The 18,186-nt window shown below is 36.0% G+C and carries 13 protein-coding genes and 1 riboswitch; of the genes, 10 read left to right on the top strand and 3 right to left on the bottom strand.

From position 1 onward, the window contains the following. Positions 1-115 precede the first annotated feature (115 nt). The 9 genes from QUG14_RS12555 (at position 116) to QUG14_RS12515 (ending at position 13,788) form a co-directional block, all read left to right on the top strand. Entirely contained in the window at positions 116-655 is a 540-nt protein-coding gene (locus QUG14_RS12555; protein ID WP_289340886.1) for an RNA polymerase sigma factor, read from the top strand. Continuing rightward, the gene (locus QUG14_RS12550; protein ID WP_289340885.1) at positions 645-1,637 is read left to right on the top strand and encodes a hypothetical protein; all 993 of its coding nucleotides are present in this window, start codon (positions 645-647) and stop codon (positions 1,635-1,637) included. Before QUG14_RS12555 ends, QUG14_RS12550 begins: the two co-directional genes overlap by 11 nt. A gap of 60 nt (positions 1,638-1,697) precedes the next feature. Continuing rightward, complete coding sequence (locus QUG14_RS12545; protein ID WP_289340884.1) at positions 1,698-5,465, top strand: S8 family serine peptidase; 3,768 nt, start codon at positions 1,698-1,700, stop codon at positions 5,463-5,465. A 108-nt stretch (positions 5,466-5,573) separates the two neighbouring features. Beyond that, on the top strand, positions 5,574-8,408 hold the full coding sequence (locus tag QUG14_RS12540) for an Ig-like domain-containing protein (protein ID WP_289340883.1): 2,835 nt from the start codon (positions 5,574-5,576) through the stop codon (positions 8,406-8,408). Between the two features lie 200 nt (positions 8,409-8,608). Continuing rightward, positions 8,609-9,991: a lipid II:glycine glycyltransferase FemX gene (locus QUG14_RS12535; RefSeq protein ID WP_289340882.1), complete on the top strand. Its 1,383-nt coding sequence runs from the start codon at positions 8,609-8,611 to the stop codon at positions 9,989-9,991. A gap of 129 nt (positions 9,992-10,120) precedes the next feature. After that, a complete protein-coding gene (locus QUG14_RS12530; protein ID WP_289340881.1) occupies positions 10,121-10,798 on the top strand; it encodes a response regulator transcription factor in 678 nt (225 codons plus the stop codon). Beyond that, positions 10,795-12,063: a HAMP domain-containing protein gene (locus tag QUG14_RS12525; RefSeq protein WP_289340880.1), complete on the top strand. Its 1,269-nt coding sequence runs from the start codon at positions 10,795-10,797 to the stop codon at positions 12,061-12,063. The genes QUG14_RS12530 and QUG14_RS12525 overlap by 4 nt, the downstream gene beginning before the upstream one ends. A 5-nt stretch (positions 12,064-12,068) precedes the next feature. After that, positions 12,069-12,671: a sensor histidine kinase gene (locus tag QUG14_RS12520; RefSeq protein ID WP_289340879.1), complete on the top strand. Its 603-nt coding sequence runs from the start codon at positions 12,069-12,071 to the stop codon at positions 12,669-12,671. Between the two features lie 37 nt (positions 12,672-12,708). Then, positions 12,709-13,788 carry a nitric oxide synthase oxygenase gene (locus QUG14_RS12515; RefSeq protein WP_289340878.1) on the top strand — a complete coding sequence of 360 codons (1,080 nt, stop codon included), beginning with the start codon at positions 12,709-12,711 and terminating at the stop codon, positions 13,786-13,788. Positions 13,789-14,105: 317 nt separating this feature from the next. On the opposite strand, the gene QUG14_RS12510 is transcribed toward QUG14_RS12515, so the two are convergent. The 3 genes from QUG14_RS12510 to QUG14_RS12500 form a co-directional block, all read right to left on the bottom strand. Next, a complete protein-coding gene (locus tag QUG14_RS12510) occupies positions 14,106-14,966 on the bottom strand; it encodes an RNA polymerase sigma-70 factor (protein WP_289340877.1) in 861 nt (286 codons plus the stop codon). A 6-nt stretch (positions 14,967-14,972) separates the two neighbouring features. Beyond that, the gene (locus tag QUG14_RS12505) at positions 14,973-15,233 is read right to left on the bottom strand and encodes an FAD-dependent oxidoreductase (protein ID WP_289340876.1); all 261 of its coding nucleotides are present in this window, start codon (positions 15,231-15,233) and stop codon (positions 14,973-14,975) included. A gap of 179 nt (positions 15,234-15,412) precedes the next feature. Beyond that, on the bottom strand, positions 15,413-16,243 hold the full coding sequence (locus QUG14_RS12500) for a phytoene desaturase family protein (RefSeq protein ID WP_289340875.1): 831 nt from the start codon (positions 16,241-16,243) through the stop codon (positions 15,413-15,415). 309 nt (positions 16,244-16,552) lie between these two features. Then, positions 16,553-16,634: riboswitch (glycine riboswitch) on the top strand. A gap of 155 nt (positions 16,635-16,789) precedes the next feature. Here QUG14_RS12500 and QUG14_RS12495 point away from each other — a divergent pair. Then, positions 16,790-18,154, top strand: coding sequence for an amino acid permease (locus QUG14_RS12495; RefSeq protein ID WP_289340874.1), 1,365 nt, complete (start codon positions 16,790-16,792; stop codon positions 18,152-18,154). Positions 18,155-18,186: the final 32 nt, after the last annotated feature.

Raw genomic sequence — 18,186 nt, 5'->3', positions numbered from 1 at the left:
ACTAACTTTATTGGGGCAGTTCAAAATCAATCTGCTTTTTTTGTGAAAAATTCTTGTAACCATTCAAACAGTTCAAACGAATAATAATAGAATACATAATCGAGGGGGGAATAGTTTGATTGACTTAGACAACTTGGAAGATAGCATTAGTAAAATCTATAGTAAATATTATTTAGAGGTTTACAGGTTTCTTGTTTGTTTTTCAGGGAATCAAAACGATGCAGAAGATTTAACTCAGGAAGTTTTTATTAGAGTTCTTTACAATTTATCTACCTTCAAAAATGAAAATAATTTAAAGACTTGGATATTTTCAATTGCAAAACATGTAGCCGTAGATCACTACAGAAAGAAAAGATTTTCTTCAATCTTCAGTGAAGGTTTTTTCAAGCAAATAGAATCGTCAAATAAAGGCCCTAATGAGTTAATCGAACAAAATGAAATGAAAATGTTAATTCATGAAGCTATCTCTAAATTAAAGCCTAAATATAGGGCTGTTGTAATTTTTAGGGGTATAAATGAATTGCCAGTAAAAGAAACATCCAAAATCCTTAACTGTAGTGAGTCAAAGGTGAAAGTGGATTACCACCGAGCAATAAAAGACCTCAAAAAGATGTTAAATTTAAATGCAGAGGAGGTAATTCGACATGCAAAATGACAATGATTTGTTTGATTTAATTCGGGAAGCATATCCCCAAAATCCAAATGAAGAGTTTGTTATCTCAACTGAAAAAAAACTAAGAGACTCTGCAAGAAGAATAGATAATAGACGTACTATTAAATTATTAAAATATGTTTCTAGTAGATTCGTTGTAACTAAAATAATTCCTTCAGTAGCAATTACAGTTATTCTAATTTTTGTTGGTTATAGTTATTACAACTCCCAAAGTACTACAAACAATTCTAAACAGATATCATCAAGTATTAAAGATCAATCAAGTAATTCAGAGGTAGCAATTCCTGCGATCGAATTACCAGAAACTGGTCCAGCTAAAATGATGCCATTAATTGTTTATAAAGGTAAAATTTATACTCAATCACCAACAACCATTGATAGAAATAAAGTTTCTGAGATAAAAGGTGAAAAGTTAGGTAAGACAAAAGCTGGTATAGATGAATGGAGTAAACAAGATAAATATGCGGAAGAGTTTGCATCGACAATAGGAGAAATCGATGTTTACTCAGTAAAAGGGTATAAAGAGGTCTTTCGGATTATGACTTATGACGAAATAAATGGAGAAGTTTTTGCAGAGTTTTACGAGAGTTTAACTGGAATTACTGTAAATGATGGAAACGATATTTTCGGTAAGTTGCGTTTGGTGAAAAATTTACAAGAAGTAAAATCTAGATCGTATGAGGATTCGTTAAGCAATGTGAATAATTTCAAGAATATTAAGAACTTAGAGGTAATCAATACATTCTTAGAAGAACTAAAAAAAGCTAAGCCATACTTAATACAAGATGTAGAAGCAAAAATAGGTGATTTTCGAAACAATGATCAATATAAAGAATTAACATTACATCTAACTGATGGAACGACTGTTACATTAGGTGTAATCAAGGGAGGATATATTAGTTACGGCCAATCATTATATTTTAAAATAAATGATCAAGTTTTTTCGGAACTTAGGAATCTATAAAAATAAACAATTACTTCAAGTAGTACGATCCAATTTTATTATTAGAGAGGAGTTCTTTTGTTGACAAAAACATTTAAAGTAAGTCAGTTGTTGATAAGTATCTTACTATCTAGCTTTCTCTTAATCAATCTTTTTCTTCCCAATTATGTCTTGGCAATAGAAAGCTTTAGTAAACCTATAACCACTTCATCACTTGATCTGAAAATTGATCGTAAGTTATTGCAACAATTTAAACAGAATGAACAGGTAACTTTCTTATTAAAATTTAATGAACAAGTTGATACAAATAAGATTGCATCAGAAGCAAAAGAAAATGCTAAAGAACAGAAACAAACAGCTGCTAAGATGGAATTGATCGTCCGTTCTACGGTTATTTCATCTTTACGTAATACGGCAATGGAAACGCAGAATAGAGTGCTAGAGTATTTGGAGCAAGCTAAAAAGAATGGTGAAGTAGATAGTGTGGAGTCTTTCTATGTAGTTAATGCCATTGCTGTTACTGGAACAAAAGAGGTAATGGATAAACTCGCTGCATACCCAGAAATTGCAAAGATTTTGCCTAATGAAACAAGACAATTAATTACTCCTATACGAAACAAAGACTCATCAGTGAAAAGTTCATCAACGACTGAGTGGGGAGTGGAACGTGTCGGTGCGCCACAAGCTTGGAAAATGGGAATCGATGGATCGGGTATTGTAGTAGCAAATATCGATACAGGTGTACAATGGGATCATCCTGCATTAAAGGAAAAATACCGTGGATACAATCCTACAAACCCGACACTTGTCGATCATTCCCTAAGTTGGTTCGATGCAGTCAATGGAAGTGATGAGCCTTATGATGATTTAGCTCATGGTACACATACAATGGGGACAATTGTTGGAGGTGAACCAGATGGAAGTAATCAAATAGGTGTTGCACCAGGTGCAAAATGGATTGCTGTAAAAGCCTTCTCGGCAGCTGGTGGTACAGATGTTGATTTGTTACAAGCAGGAGAATGGATTCTTGCTCCTAAGGATTCTGAGGGGAATCCACATCCAGAATTAGCACCAGATATTGTAAATAATTCTTGGGGTGGCGGCCCTGGATTTGATGAATGGTATCGACCAATGGTCCAGAATTGGAGAGCTGCAGATATCTTCCCGGTTTTTGCTGCAGGAAATAGTGGAGAGAATGGACCTGGTTCGATTTCGAATCCATCAAATTATCCAGAATCTTTTGCAGTTGGAGCAACAGATAGTAATAATAAATTAGCTTACTTCTCATCTCGTGGACCAGGCCCATATGATGAGTCAAAACCAAATGTTTCAGCACCTGGTGCCAATATTCGATCAGCGACACCAGGAAATGAATATGAAGATGGCTGGAGTGGTACCTCCATGGCAACTCCACATATTACAGGTGTAATCGCGTTACTTAAACAAGCAAATGCATCACTATCTATTGATCAAATTGAAAAATTACTTGAGGATACTGCAATTCCGTTAACAGACTCAGAATATCCGACTTCCCCTAATTACGGTTATGGGCATGGGTTTGTTAATGCTTATAACGCAATAAATACATTAAATAATGGAAATGGAATGGTTAAAGGTATTGTTGGCCATGACGGGCAAGACAAAACCAATCCCACCTACCAGCATACCTCTCCTGATTTTGTATACGACCAGGTAGTGCTGCCATTAACAGTAGAAGTGCAAGATAACATCAGTGTAGAGACAGTAGAAATTCAGTATTTAGTTGATCAACAATGGAAGACGGTAAAAGCAACAAGAACAGCTGGTGATTTTAGAAATGGGACCTATCAAGCTGTAGTTCCAGGTGAAGATATAAGGAAAGGTACATTTACTTTTAAGTGGAAAATGGTTGATTATGGACAAAATCAAGTAACTTCTCCGGAATTTAATGTAGAAGTTAAGCCTGCGATTACAATTGGTTATTTTCAAGATTTAGAAGCTGTTCCTGAAGGATGGTATTCTGAAGGATTATATAACGATTGGGAATGGGGTAGCCCAGTAGCGGGACCTGGACAAGCTTATTCAGGAAAAAACGTATATGGAACCAATTTGGAGGGTCCTCACGCTCCTGATTCGTTTTCGTATCTCAATATGCCTCCTATCGACATTCCTGAAAGCGGAAATTCATACCTGCAATATAAGCAGTGGTATGACTTTAATGCAGAAGGAATGGAAGTTTCAACTGATTTCGGTGCGGTCCTAGTCTCTACCGACCGCCAAAACTGGGAAATAGTGACTAGAACGGAACCTACTGAATTTTGGGGAAATGGGGTACCAAAAGAGTATCTTACTGATGAATGGATAGATGCAGAAGTGAATCTTTCTGCTTACGCTGGAAAGCGGATTTATATCAGTTTCTTTAAGTTTTCAGCAGACACAGGATTTGAGGGACCTGATGATGTAGTTCATGATGGTTGGTATTTGGATGACATTTCATTGACTGATAAACCTATTACGGAAGACACGAAACAAGAAATTTTTAAGGAAAATACAACAAATGAAATCCATATCAAAAAGAATTCTAAGAACAGTGTGTTAGCTCCAACTGCAACATTCGTTCAAGATACTTATAGTCAGCCAAACGTGTTACCGATCGGTGCACAGGTAACGCTAGTAGATTCTGGATTCTCAGTTACAGCTAATCCAGCTGATGGAAGGTTCTCCATGACACATAAGGCAGGGGAATTCACTCTTCGCGCTGAAGCCTATGGTTTTCATTCCAAAGACCAAGCTGTTTCGATTCCAAAAGACGGGATCGTCGAAGCAAACTTAAATCTTAAACCTTTAGGGAAAGGAACAGTAGAAGGGGTCGTAAAGGATAAAGAAACCGGTAAACCACTATCTAATGTGATTATTTCCTTACTAGAGGATGCAGCCATTTTACCTGTAAAAACGGATGATAAAGGACGTTTTTCTCTTACTGCATATGAAGGAAACTACACATTACATGTGTACAAGGATGATTATGTATATCAAGATATTCCTATTTCAATTAACGCAGAAAAAGATCATAATCAAAAAATAGAATTGCAAAAGTATATCGGATTTACTGGTGAAATTGGATATGATGACGGAACAGGGGAAAACGCATGGTATTGGGTTTATGCTAAGAATGGTATGGCTGTTAAAATGTCTTTAGAAGAAGGAGTTTCAAGAGCGTGGCTAACAGGGGGACTGTTTAAGGTCAATACCGAAATGCCTTCACCGGGGTCAACAAGATTCCAAGTTGCAGTCTATGATTCAAGTGGTTTAAATGGAGCCCCTGGCAAGAAGATTGCAGGTCCTTTCGATGCTCATGCGAAAACAGATGGGGAATGGACGTATGTTGATCTAACTGATAAAGAGATTTATGTCAGTGGAGACTTCTATCTAACCTATATTCAGCCAGATGACGTGACTAAGTCAACAAGCTTATATAGCGATCATAATGGACCTTTCCATGATCGAAACTGGTTTTTAGCTGATGGAAAATGGGAGCATAATACAGATCCTGTTTATGGAAATATGATGATTCGAGCAGTTGTGAATAATTCTTTACCAGTACCAGTGATTGAATCACCAGTAAATAATTCGTTCATAAATGAATCTAAGATTGTTGTGACAGGAAAAGCAACACCATCAAGTACTGTTATCATTCAAAATAACGGGAAGGACATTGCAACTGGAAAATCAAATGAAGATGGTGCATTTGCAATTTCTGTAAATGTGAAAAAGGGTGAAAACAGCTTAACGGCCGTTACAGTAACGAAAGATGGCAGGACAGATCCATCGGAAGCTGTAAATATTATTTTCGACAAAAAGCAACCATAGTCATTCATATAGGATGTTCGCCATATTAGACAGTATGGTGAACATCTTTCTATTAGATAAGTAAATGGTATTTTTACAGTTGATTAATATAAAAAAAGGAGGAAATAAATGAAAAAGAGGGCCGTTAATCGTATTACAGCGATGACGATTATTTTCAGTTTAATCCTATCTCTATATAGTAATCTAGCATTTGCATCAAATGGAACAATATTTAGTGAAAATCCTAAGCCAGATTCACCGAAAATTGTATCTTTATTGTTATCAGCCTATAATACTACCTATGTAGAACAAGGTGAAAAAAAGTCAATTCAATTGAAAGCATTATATAGTGACGGTTCAGTCAAAAATGTGACGAAATCAGCTACTTGGAAATCGAGAGATACGTCCATTGCTAAAGTCTCGGATGGTGAAATTGAAGGAATATCACCAGGAGATGTTTCGTTAAACGTGAAATATTCGACTTTTCCAGAGATAAATTTCTTTGTTTCTGTAGAAGAAAAACTAGTCGAAGAAAAAGGTTTAATACTTTCTGCGAGTCAATTTAGATTAGAAACTACAGATAAACCAGTACAGTCAAAAGCTTATTTTAGAAGCACCTTTACAGGGGATAAAGAAGTAACAAGTATTGGCAAATGGAGTTCGTCAAATTCTAGTGTTGCAGTTGTTAATAGTAGCGGGCAAATCACTCCTGTTGGGGTTGGAGAAGCTTATATTTATTTTAAGTATGATAAAATGGTTGGTACAATTCTAGTGAATGTTGTTAAGCCAACGAACCTAGTTACAGAAACACCGACTATAGAGATCTTACCTAACGAGTCAATTGGAACTGTGTTGAATGAAGTATTTAATGATGGAAATTCAAAAGATGTTACAAATGAGGCGAAGTGGACAGTTGAGGATACTAGCCTCGCAACAGTTACAGAACAGGGTGTAGTCAATGCTAAAGGAAAGATTGGTAAAACAAAACTTATAGCAACTTATCGAACTGAGGTTCATTCTCCAGTTGAGATTGAAGTGATTATTACGAATAAATTAACGAATCCTAGAGTAATCGGTCTTACTGCTTCTTCGTCTTATTATTTTTTGGGATTAGGTGATGAGTATGGGAAAGAAGTTTCAATTAAGGCAGTTTTCAGCGATGGATCGATAAAAGATGTAACGGATTCTATTGAATGGATTTCATCTAATCCTTTTCCCATCGCTTCTGTGGAACTTAATAAAATATACGGAATAACGAAAGGATCAACTGTATTAACAGCATTATATGGAGGGAAAATGGTCCAGATACCTGTAACGGTTTCAGATAAATATGGTCCTGCTAAGCCTCCAATCGCTAAGTCTATGTCAGTCACACCGAATGTGACAAATATGATGGTAAATGAACAGAAACAATTAAAGGTCGAAGTGACTTACACAGATGGCAATGTTATGGATGATACGCCTTATGCACTTTATAAGACTGATAATCCAAGTGTAGTTACGATAAATCAAGATGGACTTCTGACAGCTGTTGGGACAGGCACAGCGATAATCAGTGTTTATAGTGCGGGTTATACAGAAAGATTCACGATTGTAGTAACAGAAACACCTTCTAAAGATGGTCTAAACCGAATCGTTGATCTTAAACCAATTGAATCGGAGATTACATTTACATTAAATGAAAGTACACATCCGTATACGATAAAAGCAGAGTATCAGGATGGAACGACCGCAGATGTTACGTTAAATGGTAGGAGCACCTCTTTAAACCCTGATATTGTAACAGTAGAGAATGGTGTGCTGACGGCAATGGCAACGGGAACGACTCAAGTACTGATTAATCACGGTAGTAATTTTGAAATTTTAGATGTTACAATTCTACCTGAATCTCCTGCATCCGAACAGGATTTAAAAATAGAATCATTACTATTCAACACATTTGATGTTGTCGTACAAAAAGATAAGATTTTCCCTTTACGAATTTCAGCTCAATATAGTGATGGTGCTCAAAGAGAAATCACGAAAAACGTTCAATGGACTTCAAAGAATCCATCGATTGCTGTGATTGAGGAAGGGAAAATTACAGGGAAGACAAACGGAAGCACAACGATTATTGGTAAAATTGATGGCTTTCCTGTATTTGAAATTCCAGTTACTGTAAATGAAAAGGGTGGTTCTGTTAATTTAGTGGGTATTGATTTAAGTGAAGGCATGTTAATGTTGCAGCCAGGTGATGAACCGGTTGATGTAATTGCCTTTGCGGAATATACCGACAATAATGTGATAGAAGTTGATACCGAAGGAACATGGGAGTCTACTGATGAAAGTGTAGCAACCGTAGATAAAAATGGGAAAATTACTCCAGTTGGTCCTGGAGAAGCGTATGTATACTTCCGTTATCACGAAGGATTGAACGATGCAGTTTGGGTAAGAAATATTAAACCACACTCATTGGAACCAAGTAATACAGATGTAGTTTTAGAACCAAATGAGTCCTTAATAATGTCTCTTTTTGCAGTTTATGGTCCGCGTGATGTGTACGATGTAGCTGATAACGCAGAGTGGTCAGTAGCTGATAAAACAGTAGCAACCATAACAGATGCGGGACGAATCGTTGCTCAGTCAGTAGGGGAAACAACCATAAAGGCTACTTACATGGGAATCACAAGAGAAATACATGTCAAAGTAGTGGATAAACATCCAGCTAGAGTTTTAGGGATTTTCGCAGCTCCGGATTATATTGTCAGCTCGGCAGGTAAGAAAACAAAAATAATGATTCATGCAATCTATAGTGATGGAACTATTAAAGATATTACTTCAGAAGCAACCTATAGACTATCAAACCCTGACATTGCAAATACGACACCAGATAATCAAATTATTACAGTATCTGATGGTGCAGCAATTGTAATGGCAGAGTATGAAGGATTTTATACAATTATTCCTGTTGTTGTCAATCAATAGTGAAAAAATAATCGATTCCTGTATGCTAAGGAATCGATTTTCTTGTTTTAATGATAGAAAGTTATTTGATTTTTTCAGTTTAGGGTTGGAATTATAATTTCTTACTTTTAAAAAAATTCATTTCATCTTGATATCAGTTTTATATTGCCTTGAGAACACTCTTTTATATTGATGTAGAGAAAGTATAAAGGAGTGTTTTCATGATTAAATTTGTTTCTACTATTAATAAAGAGAAATTCAAAGAGTTTGTTCATTCACATTATAAAAATCATATATTTCAAAGTCATGAGTGGGGGGAATTAAAAGCAAAGACTGGATGGGATTCGCATTATGTTGGATTAGAAAAAAATAATAAATTGGTTGCGGCCGCCGTGATTTTATTACGTCCTATTCCAGTTGTGAATAAAAAAATAGCGTATGCTTCACGAGGGTATGTGATTGATTATAAGGATACAAAACACGTGCAGTTATTTACAGAGGAAATAAAAAAATATTTAAAAAACCAAGAGGTGTTTATGTTAAGACTAGACCCGGATATTTTGTATCGAGAACGTGATTTAGATGGAAATTTAGTTGAAAATGGCAAAAATAATATATCTTTTATAGAACAAATGAAAGAGCTGGGTTATATTCATCGAGGAAAAGAATTAAATTATGGCGGGTTTCAACCTCGTTTTACTTTTCGTTTAGATATTACATCAGATATAGATGAAGTGTTTCAACAATTCCATCGTCAAACAAAATATAAAATCCGTTATGCAGAGCGCCGTGGTATTGAAATTATGGAAGGGAAACGTGAGGATTTAGTTCTGTTTCAACAGTTAAGTGATATAACAGCAGAACGAGCCCATTTCTCAATGCGTCCGATTTCATATTTTAAAACGATGTACAATGTCTTTGAAGCAAGTAAACAGATGAAGTTATATTTTGCAAAATTGAATTTTAAAACTGCAATGAGGTATATAGACGAACAGTTGAAAAAAATAGAAGCAGAGTTCGTTTCTATTGATAAGAAGATGATTCTAGAAGCTGATCTAGAAAAACTTGAAAAGTGGAAAAGCACAATACAACAATTAAAACAAAAACGGTATAAGCTTCAAGATGAGCAACAATTGATTTTCCAATTGGAACATGAAAATCCAAATGGAGTCATTTTATCTGCAGCTATTTTTATGAAACATGGTAATAAAGCTTGGTACTTATATGGTGGCAGCAACAATATATTACGAAACTTTATGCCAAATTATTTGTTACAGTGGCACATGATACAAGAAGCGAAGTCATTAGGGTGTGAGATATATGATTTCTTCGGAATGTCGGGAGATACCTCTCCATCTAATCCGTTATATGGAATTTATAAATTCAAACGAGGATTTCACCCACAGTTTACTGAGTTTGTAGGGGATTTTGATTTGGTTTTATCTCCCGTTCATTATCAAATTTTCACAAAGGCATTATCTATTAGAAAGTTTTGTCGCTCGCATTTTCTTCAAACCAGAAGACATGTTAATCAATTTGTTCATCTTATGCACAGTATTTCTCAGAAATGGACCAAAAAAGAAATAAACGCTGAACAACTTTAACTCGATGAAAAATCATTAATAAAAATCCTTTTTAAAAAATTGTTCTGTGACATGGGAGACGGATATAGGAGAAATGAAAATCACATATTAACAACATATTAAAATATATGTAGATGGATGATGAAAGACATGAAAAAAGTATTGATTATTGAAGATGAGGAAATTTTACGAGAGACCGTAGCTTATTACTTTTCACATGAAGGATACGAAGTGTTAACAGCCGAAGATGGACAAATTGGTTTAGATCTATTTGCTGCTCATGAGATTGATCTTGTCATATTGGATATAATGCTTCCAGCAGTTGATGGATGGTCTGTTTGTAGACGCATTCGTAAGATGTCTAATGTTCCTGGTATTTTGTTAACGGCCCGAAGTGATGAGGAGGATACATTACTTGGTTTTGAATTAGGAGCGGACGACTATGTGACAAAGCCATTTAAACCCAATATTTTACTAGCGAGAGCAAATCGCTTGTTCAAAAATTCAATTCAACCTAGGCATCAACAAGACTCGATTGATTTATGTGGAATTTATGTAGATAAATTAGCAAGAACTGTAGTAGTGGAAGGGACAAAGATTGATTTTACACATACAGAGTATGAAATTTTAGTTTTTCTTATGGAACATAAAGAGCAAGTACTAACAAGGGAAACATTAATTATTCATATTTGGGGCTATGATTATGGTGGCGATGATAAAACTTTGACAGCACATATGCGAAATGTACGTTTAAAGTTAGGTGAAAAAGGAAAGCACATTACGACCGTTATTCGTACAGGCTATAAGTTTGAGGTCGATCAAAAATGAGAAGAAAGATTGTCTTTCAGTTGTTTTTTCTAACGTTCTTCCTCTGTTGCATCATCATCAGTATGATCATAGGCGGACAATATTATATTATCAACCATGTTTATCTTGATAAAGAGAAAGAAACTATTCAAAAGGAAATTCAGGCCTATTATCAGGCTGTCAAAAGAAATCAACTGGATAAAACGGAGTTGCAAAAGCGCGAATCGACTTTGTTTGAAAAAAACGGCATCATGGTTGCACGCCTGGATGATTTAGGGAATATAAAAAATCTGCCGACAGGAGATTATTATCTGGAGGTAATAAGCACTGATCAACGTGATAAGATGGAAACCAAGAGACTCTTGTTAAATAATCTGATCAATGCAAAGAAAAATGTAAACGCGTTGGAGACAATTTTTTCTTATTTAAGTGAGTACGAAAATAATGCTGTAGAAATATCATTTGATGGGATAAGCAGACTCAAGAAATTAGATCATACTGTTCCAGTTTCTATTTCGATTTCTATAATAAATGAAAGATTTGTTGCTCCATATTACATGCAAAAGGAAGATATAAGAAATGAGCAGATGGAATTGGAAGAGTCGGAAATGAAACTTCCACAAGCATTAAAAGTGAATCCATTGTTTACTCTGAGGGGACATAGTGGGATAGTCACGGATATGCGACTTCCCAACTATCGTAATCCAGGGGATGAGCTGTCACTATATAACAATCAAACCTTTGCCGAGAACATTTTAAAGTTTCAAGCTGATTATCTTACAGATAGAATTAAGTTTTCCAAAGAAAAGTGGCTGCAGCTGGAATTGAATTTTGATGGTGTGAGATATATCCAATTCATTAGACCCATTACCCACAACGGACAGGTAAGTGAGTTTGTTTTTACCTTAACCTCATTGCAGCCTTTAACCAAAGCAGCTGACTTGATGAAGGATTACTACTTTTACCTACAATTGATTAGTATTGCCTTGACAACGATATTTTGTATTTATTACTCAAGAATCATTACCAAACCCATTCTTCGGATCAATCAGGTGACGAAGAAAATAATCGAATTTGAATTTGGTGAAAAAATCCCGGTCTATTCCAAAAATGAAATTGGTGTATTATCAAACAATATCAATCAATTATCGAAGAGGCTTGAAGATTATATCGAGAAACTTCATACAGCGAACAGCAAATTAATGGAGGATATCGAAAAAGAAAAGAAATTGGAACAAGTAAGGAAAGATTTTATTTCTGGGGTTTCGCATGAACTAAAAAATTAAGTGTGATGCTAGTATCTGTTTCGATGCTCCAAGATGGAATTGCTCCTGAAAAAAATAAATACTACTTGCAGGCTATTGAGAATGAGATTGCAAAAGTGAATGTACTCGTTAATGAAATGTTGAATTTAGCGAAATATGAATCAGGGACATTTCAGCTTGAAAAGGAACAAATCAATATAAAAGACCTATTTACCCAAGTATTTCAAAAGTTATTGTTTCAGATAGAAGAAAAAGGGTTAAAGGCTTTATTACAACTTGAAGATGCTACTGTGAATGCTAACTCGAATTTAGTAGAACAAGTCCTAGTCAATCTATTAACCAATGCCATCCGGTATACAGAACCAGGTCATGAACTTATCGTAATCATCAAAAAACAAAAAGATTCTGTCTACGTTGGGATTGAGAATAAAGGGGCACATTTACCAGAAGAAAGTCTTGATAAGATATGGGATCAATTTTATCGTATCGATGCTGCGAGAGAACGTGTAAAAGGTGGAACCGGTCTAGGACTGTCGATTGTAAAACAAATTTTGGAAATGCATGATGCACAATATGGGGCAGAGAATACAAAGGATGGTGTACTGTTTTACTTTTATTTAGATAAATGAAGTAATTAGAACATTATCCATCATAGGAGGATTTAGTTTGATTAACGATTTACTTAAGGAAGCAAAGGAATTTATTCTTTCTTGTTATAAGGAATTAAATAAATCAGAGCAGGACCTAGAAAATAGGTTGAAGGAAATTAATAAACAGATAGTAAGCGAAGGTTTTTATGAACACACAGACGAAGAACTAGAATATGGGGCAAAAGTAGCTTGGCGTAATAGTAATCGTTGTATAGGAAGATTATTTTGGGATCAATTAAACGTTATTGATAAGAGGAAATTAAGCACAGAAGAGGAAATCATTGATGCTTTATTTGAGCACATCGAATCCGCAACGAATAAAGGACGTATACGCCCTACAATAACAATTTTTTCACAGAAAGCTCCTAATAAAACAGTACGTATTTGGAATCACCAATTAGTTCGCTATGCAGGTTATAAAACGGAACAAGGTATTATAGGGGATCCACATTCCTTTTCCTTTACGAAAATTTGTATAAATTTAGGATGGGAGCCGAAATTTGGAAGATTTGATATCTTACCCATAGTCATTCAACTTAATGAAAATCATCCAAAGTTAGTCGAGATTCCAGAACATCTTCTCCTTGAAGTTCCAATTCGTCACCCACAATACAAATGGTTTGAAGATTTACATCTAAAATGGTATGCAGTACCGATTATTTCGGATATGATTCTTGAAATTGGTGGCATTCGTTATACGGCTGCTCCCTTTAATGGCTGGTATATGGGCACGGAAATAGGAGCACGAAACCTAGCAGATGAATTGCGGTATAATATGCTTCCTCAAATAGGAAATTTAATGGAATTGGATATTAAAAGTAATTTTTCCTTATGGAAGGATAGGGCACTCTTAGAATTGAATACAGCAGTCTTATATTCTTTTAAGGAAGATGGGGTTAGTATAGTAGACCATCATACGGCTGCTCAACAATTTAAAAAATTTGAAGAAAAAGAAATGGAAATGGAAAGGTCTATATCAGGTGATTGGACTTGGCTCATTCCACCCTTAGCACCAGCTACAACACATATTTTTCATAAGCCATATAATAATAAAATTAAAAAGCCCAACTATTTTTATCAACCTAAAACATATTAATTTTTTAGTATACAGAGGAAACATACTATATCAAAATGCTACATTTCTACTAACGGGAAGGTTAATTTAACAAGTAATAAATTGAATAGTTTAAAGTTAAAGAGCATCTCTTTGTAATGAAGAATGCTTTTTATCTTTGTCTAAATTAAAATGTTACCTGAATCTGACTAATATCCCTAATCTTCTTCAACTAACCGTTTAGTTCAATTCGCTAGCCAAATAGATACGGTGAATAGCCTTGTACTTATGAGCCCAGGCACCATCCATAAAAATGGGAAGGTGCCTGGCACTTTTTTGTCGTAGGAAGGAAAGGTCGATTAAAAGCGAAGTTTATCGGGATTAAGTGTAATATACAATTCGTTAATACCATTATCGCAAATATAAAAACTAATAATACTGTGAAGAGTATGATTCACATAATTAACGATGGCAGGCTGACCATTAACATTTTTGATAGCAAAAGAAAATCCTTCTGGTGCCTTTTTAACGATACCGTACAAAAATGCCAATACATTTGAGACAGTCATAACCGGGCGAACGGCTGCCTTAACCTTGCCACCGCCATCCGAGTATAATGTGACATTCTCAGAAAGCAGCACTAACAAGGCGCTGGTATTTTGGGTCTGAAAGGCTTCGATAAAGCGCTGAATGATCGATTTATTCTTCTCGTAGTTAAGACTTTCTTTCTCCACTCGGGCCATCTTTTGCTTTGCGCGGCTGAAGATTTTTCTACAGTTTTCTTCGTTCTTTTCTATCATGTTCGCAATCTCTAAATAAGAGAAATCCAAAACCTCTCTTAAAAGCAAGACAGCTCTTTCATCTGGTGACAAATGTTCCATCATCCTTAAATAAGCAATACTCAATCCTTCATTCTGAATAACATATTCCGCGGGGTCATAGTCAGCTGATATTTCGACCAATAATGGCTCAGGATTCCAAGGTCCCACATACTGTTCTCTCTTATACCGTGCCGATTTTAAAGCATCCAAACAGCGGTTTGTCATCATTTTGCAAAGATATGCTTTCTTATTGTGTATCACTTGCTCATCCATTTGATAGGCCTTTAAAAAGACATCCTGCATCATGTCTTCCGCCTCAACAATGGAGCCTAACATCCAGTAACCGATAGAAAATAGCAGCGGTCTATACTGTAAATAATCCTCGTTACTGATTTGCACTTTTTTTCACCTCATTGCTTCTTGAACGATAGCTTCAGCTGCTTGTTTGCCACTGCTGACTGCGCCCTCTGATAAGATGTAATCAGGGGAAACCCAGTCTCCTGCTATATATAATCCCTGAATTTCCATTTTAGAACGATGGAGTTTATCCTCGTCTCCTAGTCCAGGCAAACGTTGGTTAACACTGATGTGTGGGATAAACCGACTTGTAATCACATAGTTTTGCCAGCCAGGCTGCAATTTTTCTAAAAATTGTTCCAGTTCCATTTTTACAGTATTTCCATCTATTTTATCATTGGGGTGGTAGTACTTAAATACATGCAGAATGGTACTCTTATCATCTTGTGAAAGTCGTGCTGCTTGTGAATGGACGGAATAATATAGGGGATCGGATAGACCCAGAGCAAACAAGGTTTTTGGGTTTGGAAGCTTTGTTAAAGCGACATCTAATCTAAGGTCGCACCATTTACAGCGGAAAAATGATTCTGCAGCACCGGGCTCATTTCAGGCAGCATTTTGGACAGTTCGTCAGGACCCGTTGTGCTGAGCACATACTTCCCGAAAATTTCCTCGTCAGTTGATAGAAGGATTTTAAAATGATCATCCACTTTGAAAATTTGTTTTACGGTCGTATGTGTTTGAACTTGAACACCACAGAGGACTGCTTTATTGTGAAGTTGGTCAATCATCGACTGCCATCCATTGTCTAAATAAAGCACACCACCGGCAACAAGTTGCAAATGGGAAAGTATTACTTTTGCACTCGCTAATTCTGGGGCATGACAGTAGGTTGAGAGTCTTCCAAGCAAATAAAGCAAGGACTGAACGTTTGTAGAGGGTATGGTTTTCTTAACCCATTGTTCGAAAGTAAGCTGTGCTACCTTTTCCTTGTCTAGTGTCATCACCTTCAGTAGAACCTTCATCCATTCCACCCGTTCTTTCCAATTTAAAAGTTTTGTGGTGAATACACCAAGGGGAGAGAAGGGGGCACTATATTCGAAATTGCCTTCTATTAGGGTTCCACATGTTTTCGGTGATTTTCCATTTAGGTTCACACCTAGTTCTTTAAGGATTGGTTTAGCTACTCCATTTTTATAAAGGGCATGAGGACCGAGATTGAAATCCTGCTGTTTCATCCGATCCGTTCTAGCCCTCCCGGCAAACTTATTTGCTCGTTCTAACAATAGTATGGATAAACCAGCTTTAGCTAAATAATTGGCGGCCACAAATCCTGAAAGCCCGCCGCCAACAATCACAACATCCCATTGTCTAGTCATATAAAAACCTCCAAATGTTCATTCACCACTCATAACGACTAGGACCGCAGCTTTGTGACAGTATTTTTAAAAAATATTTGTAAAAAGAATGAAAGGAGGCTTTCAATGGTTCAACGAAAGTAAAATGTGGTTAACAAGGTACCTTGCACATGCCCACAGTTTTTTTTCGCTATTGCAATATGTTTTGATTTCTATCAAATATAAACAATAGTAAAATGTGTTGACAAAAAATCTAACTACTATTAATATTAATAAATATTTAAAAATTAATAATTAGCAGCTATGAATGCTATGGATCACACTATAGCAGGAGCAGCTTCTGGAGAGACCGCTGAATTATCCGCGGCGCCGAAGGGTTCACAATCTCAGGCAAAAGGACAGAAGAGTATTGAATATTATTTGTTATGCTGATATTCCTTAGCATGACAACGATTATTTGCTATTCTTATGACCTAAGAGATTGGAGAACATCCAATCTCTTTTTCTTATGGGTAATTTTAATGCTCAACGTTTCACATTAAAGAATGGTTTAGGGAGGAATTTGGTTTGGCACAGCAAGAATTAAAGAGGGATTTAAAAAATCGGCATGTTCAACTAATCGCCATTGGCGGTACCATTGGCACTGGATTATTCTTGGGATCCGGAAAAGCAATTAAACTGGCAGGTCCATCTATCATCTTTGCATATTTAATCGTAGGTATTGCTGTTTTTTTTGTTATGAGGGCGCTAGGTGAACTTTTGTTATCTAAAGCAGGTTATCAATCATTTACCGACATTGCCGAAGACTATTTGGGACCGCGGGCAGCGTTTGTAACTGGCTGGACCTATTGGTTTTGTTGGATTATGGTTGCTATGGCTGATGTGATTGCAGTTGGTGTATATGTTCAATATTGGTTTGATATCCCGCAATGGATACCTGCTATCATCAGTTTAATCATCTTATTAGGACTTAATCTATTAACGGTAAAGCTTTTTGGAGAATTGGAGTTTTGGTTTGCTTTAATAAAAGTAATCACGATACTCGTATTGATTGGTATTGGTGTTATTTTGCTGGTGATGGGATTTAAGACTGATGCAGGAACTGTTTCTGTTCAAAATCTCTGGGAACATGGGGGACTTTTTCCAAACGGAGTTTCAGGTTTCTTACTTTCTTTCCAAATGGTTGTATTTGCCTATGTCGGTGTAGAATTGGTGGGTGTATCGGCAGCGGAAACCTCCAATCCCCAAAAAAATATCCCATCTGCTATTAATAAAATTCCTGTAAGGATTCTGTTTTTCTATGTTGGTGCACTGGTTGTATTATTATGTGTTAACCCGTGGACGGAACTAAATGCAGCAGAAAGTCCTTTTGTTAAAACGTTTAGTTTAGTAGGGATACCAATTGCCGCCGGAATTATTAATTTTGTCGTTTTAACTTCAGCCGCATCTGCTTGCAACAGTGGTTTATTTTCAACGAGCAGGATCCTTTTCAATTTAGGCAAAAATGATCAGGCGCCATCCAATTTTGCAAAATTGAATAAAAATTACGTGCCTAGTAACGCGTTATGGGTATCTACTGTTGTCGTATCAGCAGGCGCTCTTTTGAGCAAACTGATTCCGGAACAAGCATTTGGAATCGTGACCACCATTAGTGCGATTTGTTTTATTTGGGTTTGGGGTGTCATTCTCATTTGCCATTTAAGGTACAAGAAAACACAGCCGCAATTACATGCAAATTCAACATTTAAAGCACCATTCACACCATTTATTAATTATGCTGTCCTAACGTTGTTTGCTATGATTCTTATCATTATGATGATTGCTGCAGAAACACGTCCTGCTTTATTGTTGACACCGTTATGGTTTATTCTATTATTTGCTCTGTATACTAATAGAAGAAATAAGGATAAAAATTTCAAGATACCAGCATAAAAGCAAACAAAAAAGGAGCGCTTCTTCACATT

Origin of the sequence: Neobacillus sp. CF12, from assembly GCF_030348765.1 — a bacterium.
Lineage (GTDB): Bacteria > Bacillota > Bacilli > Bacillales > Cytobacillaceae > Neobacillus.
This window is presented reverse-complemented; position numbering and strand designations above follow the sequence as displayed.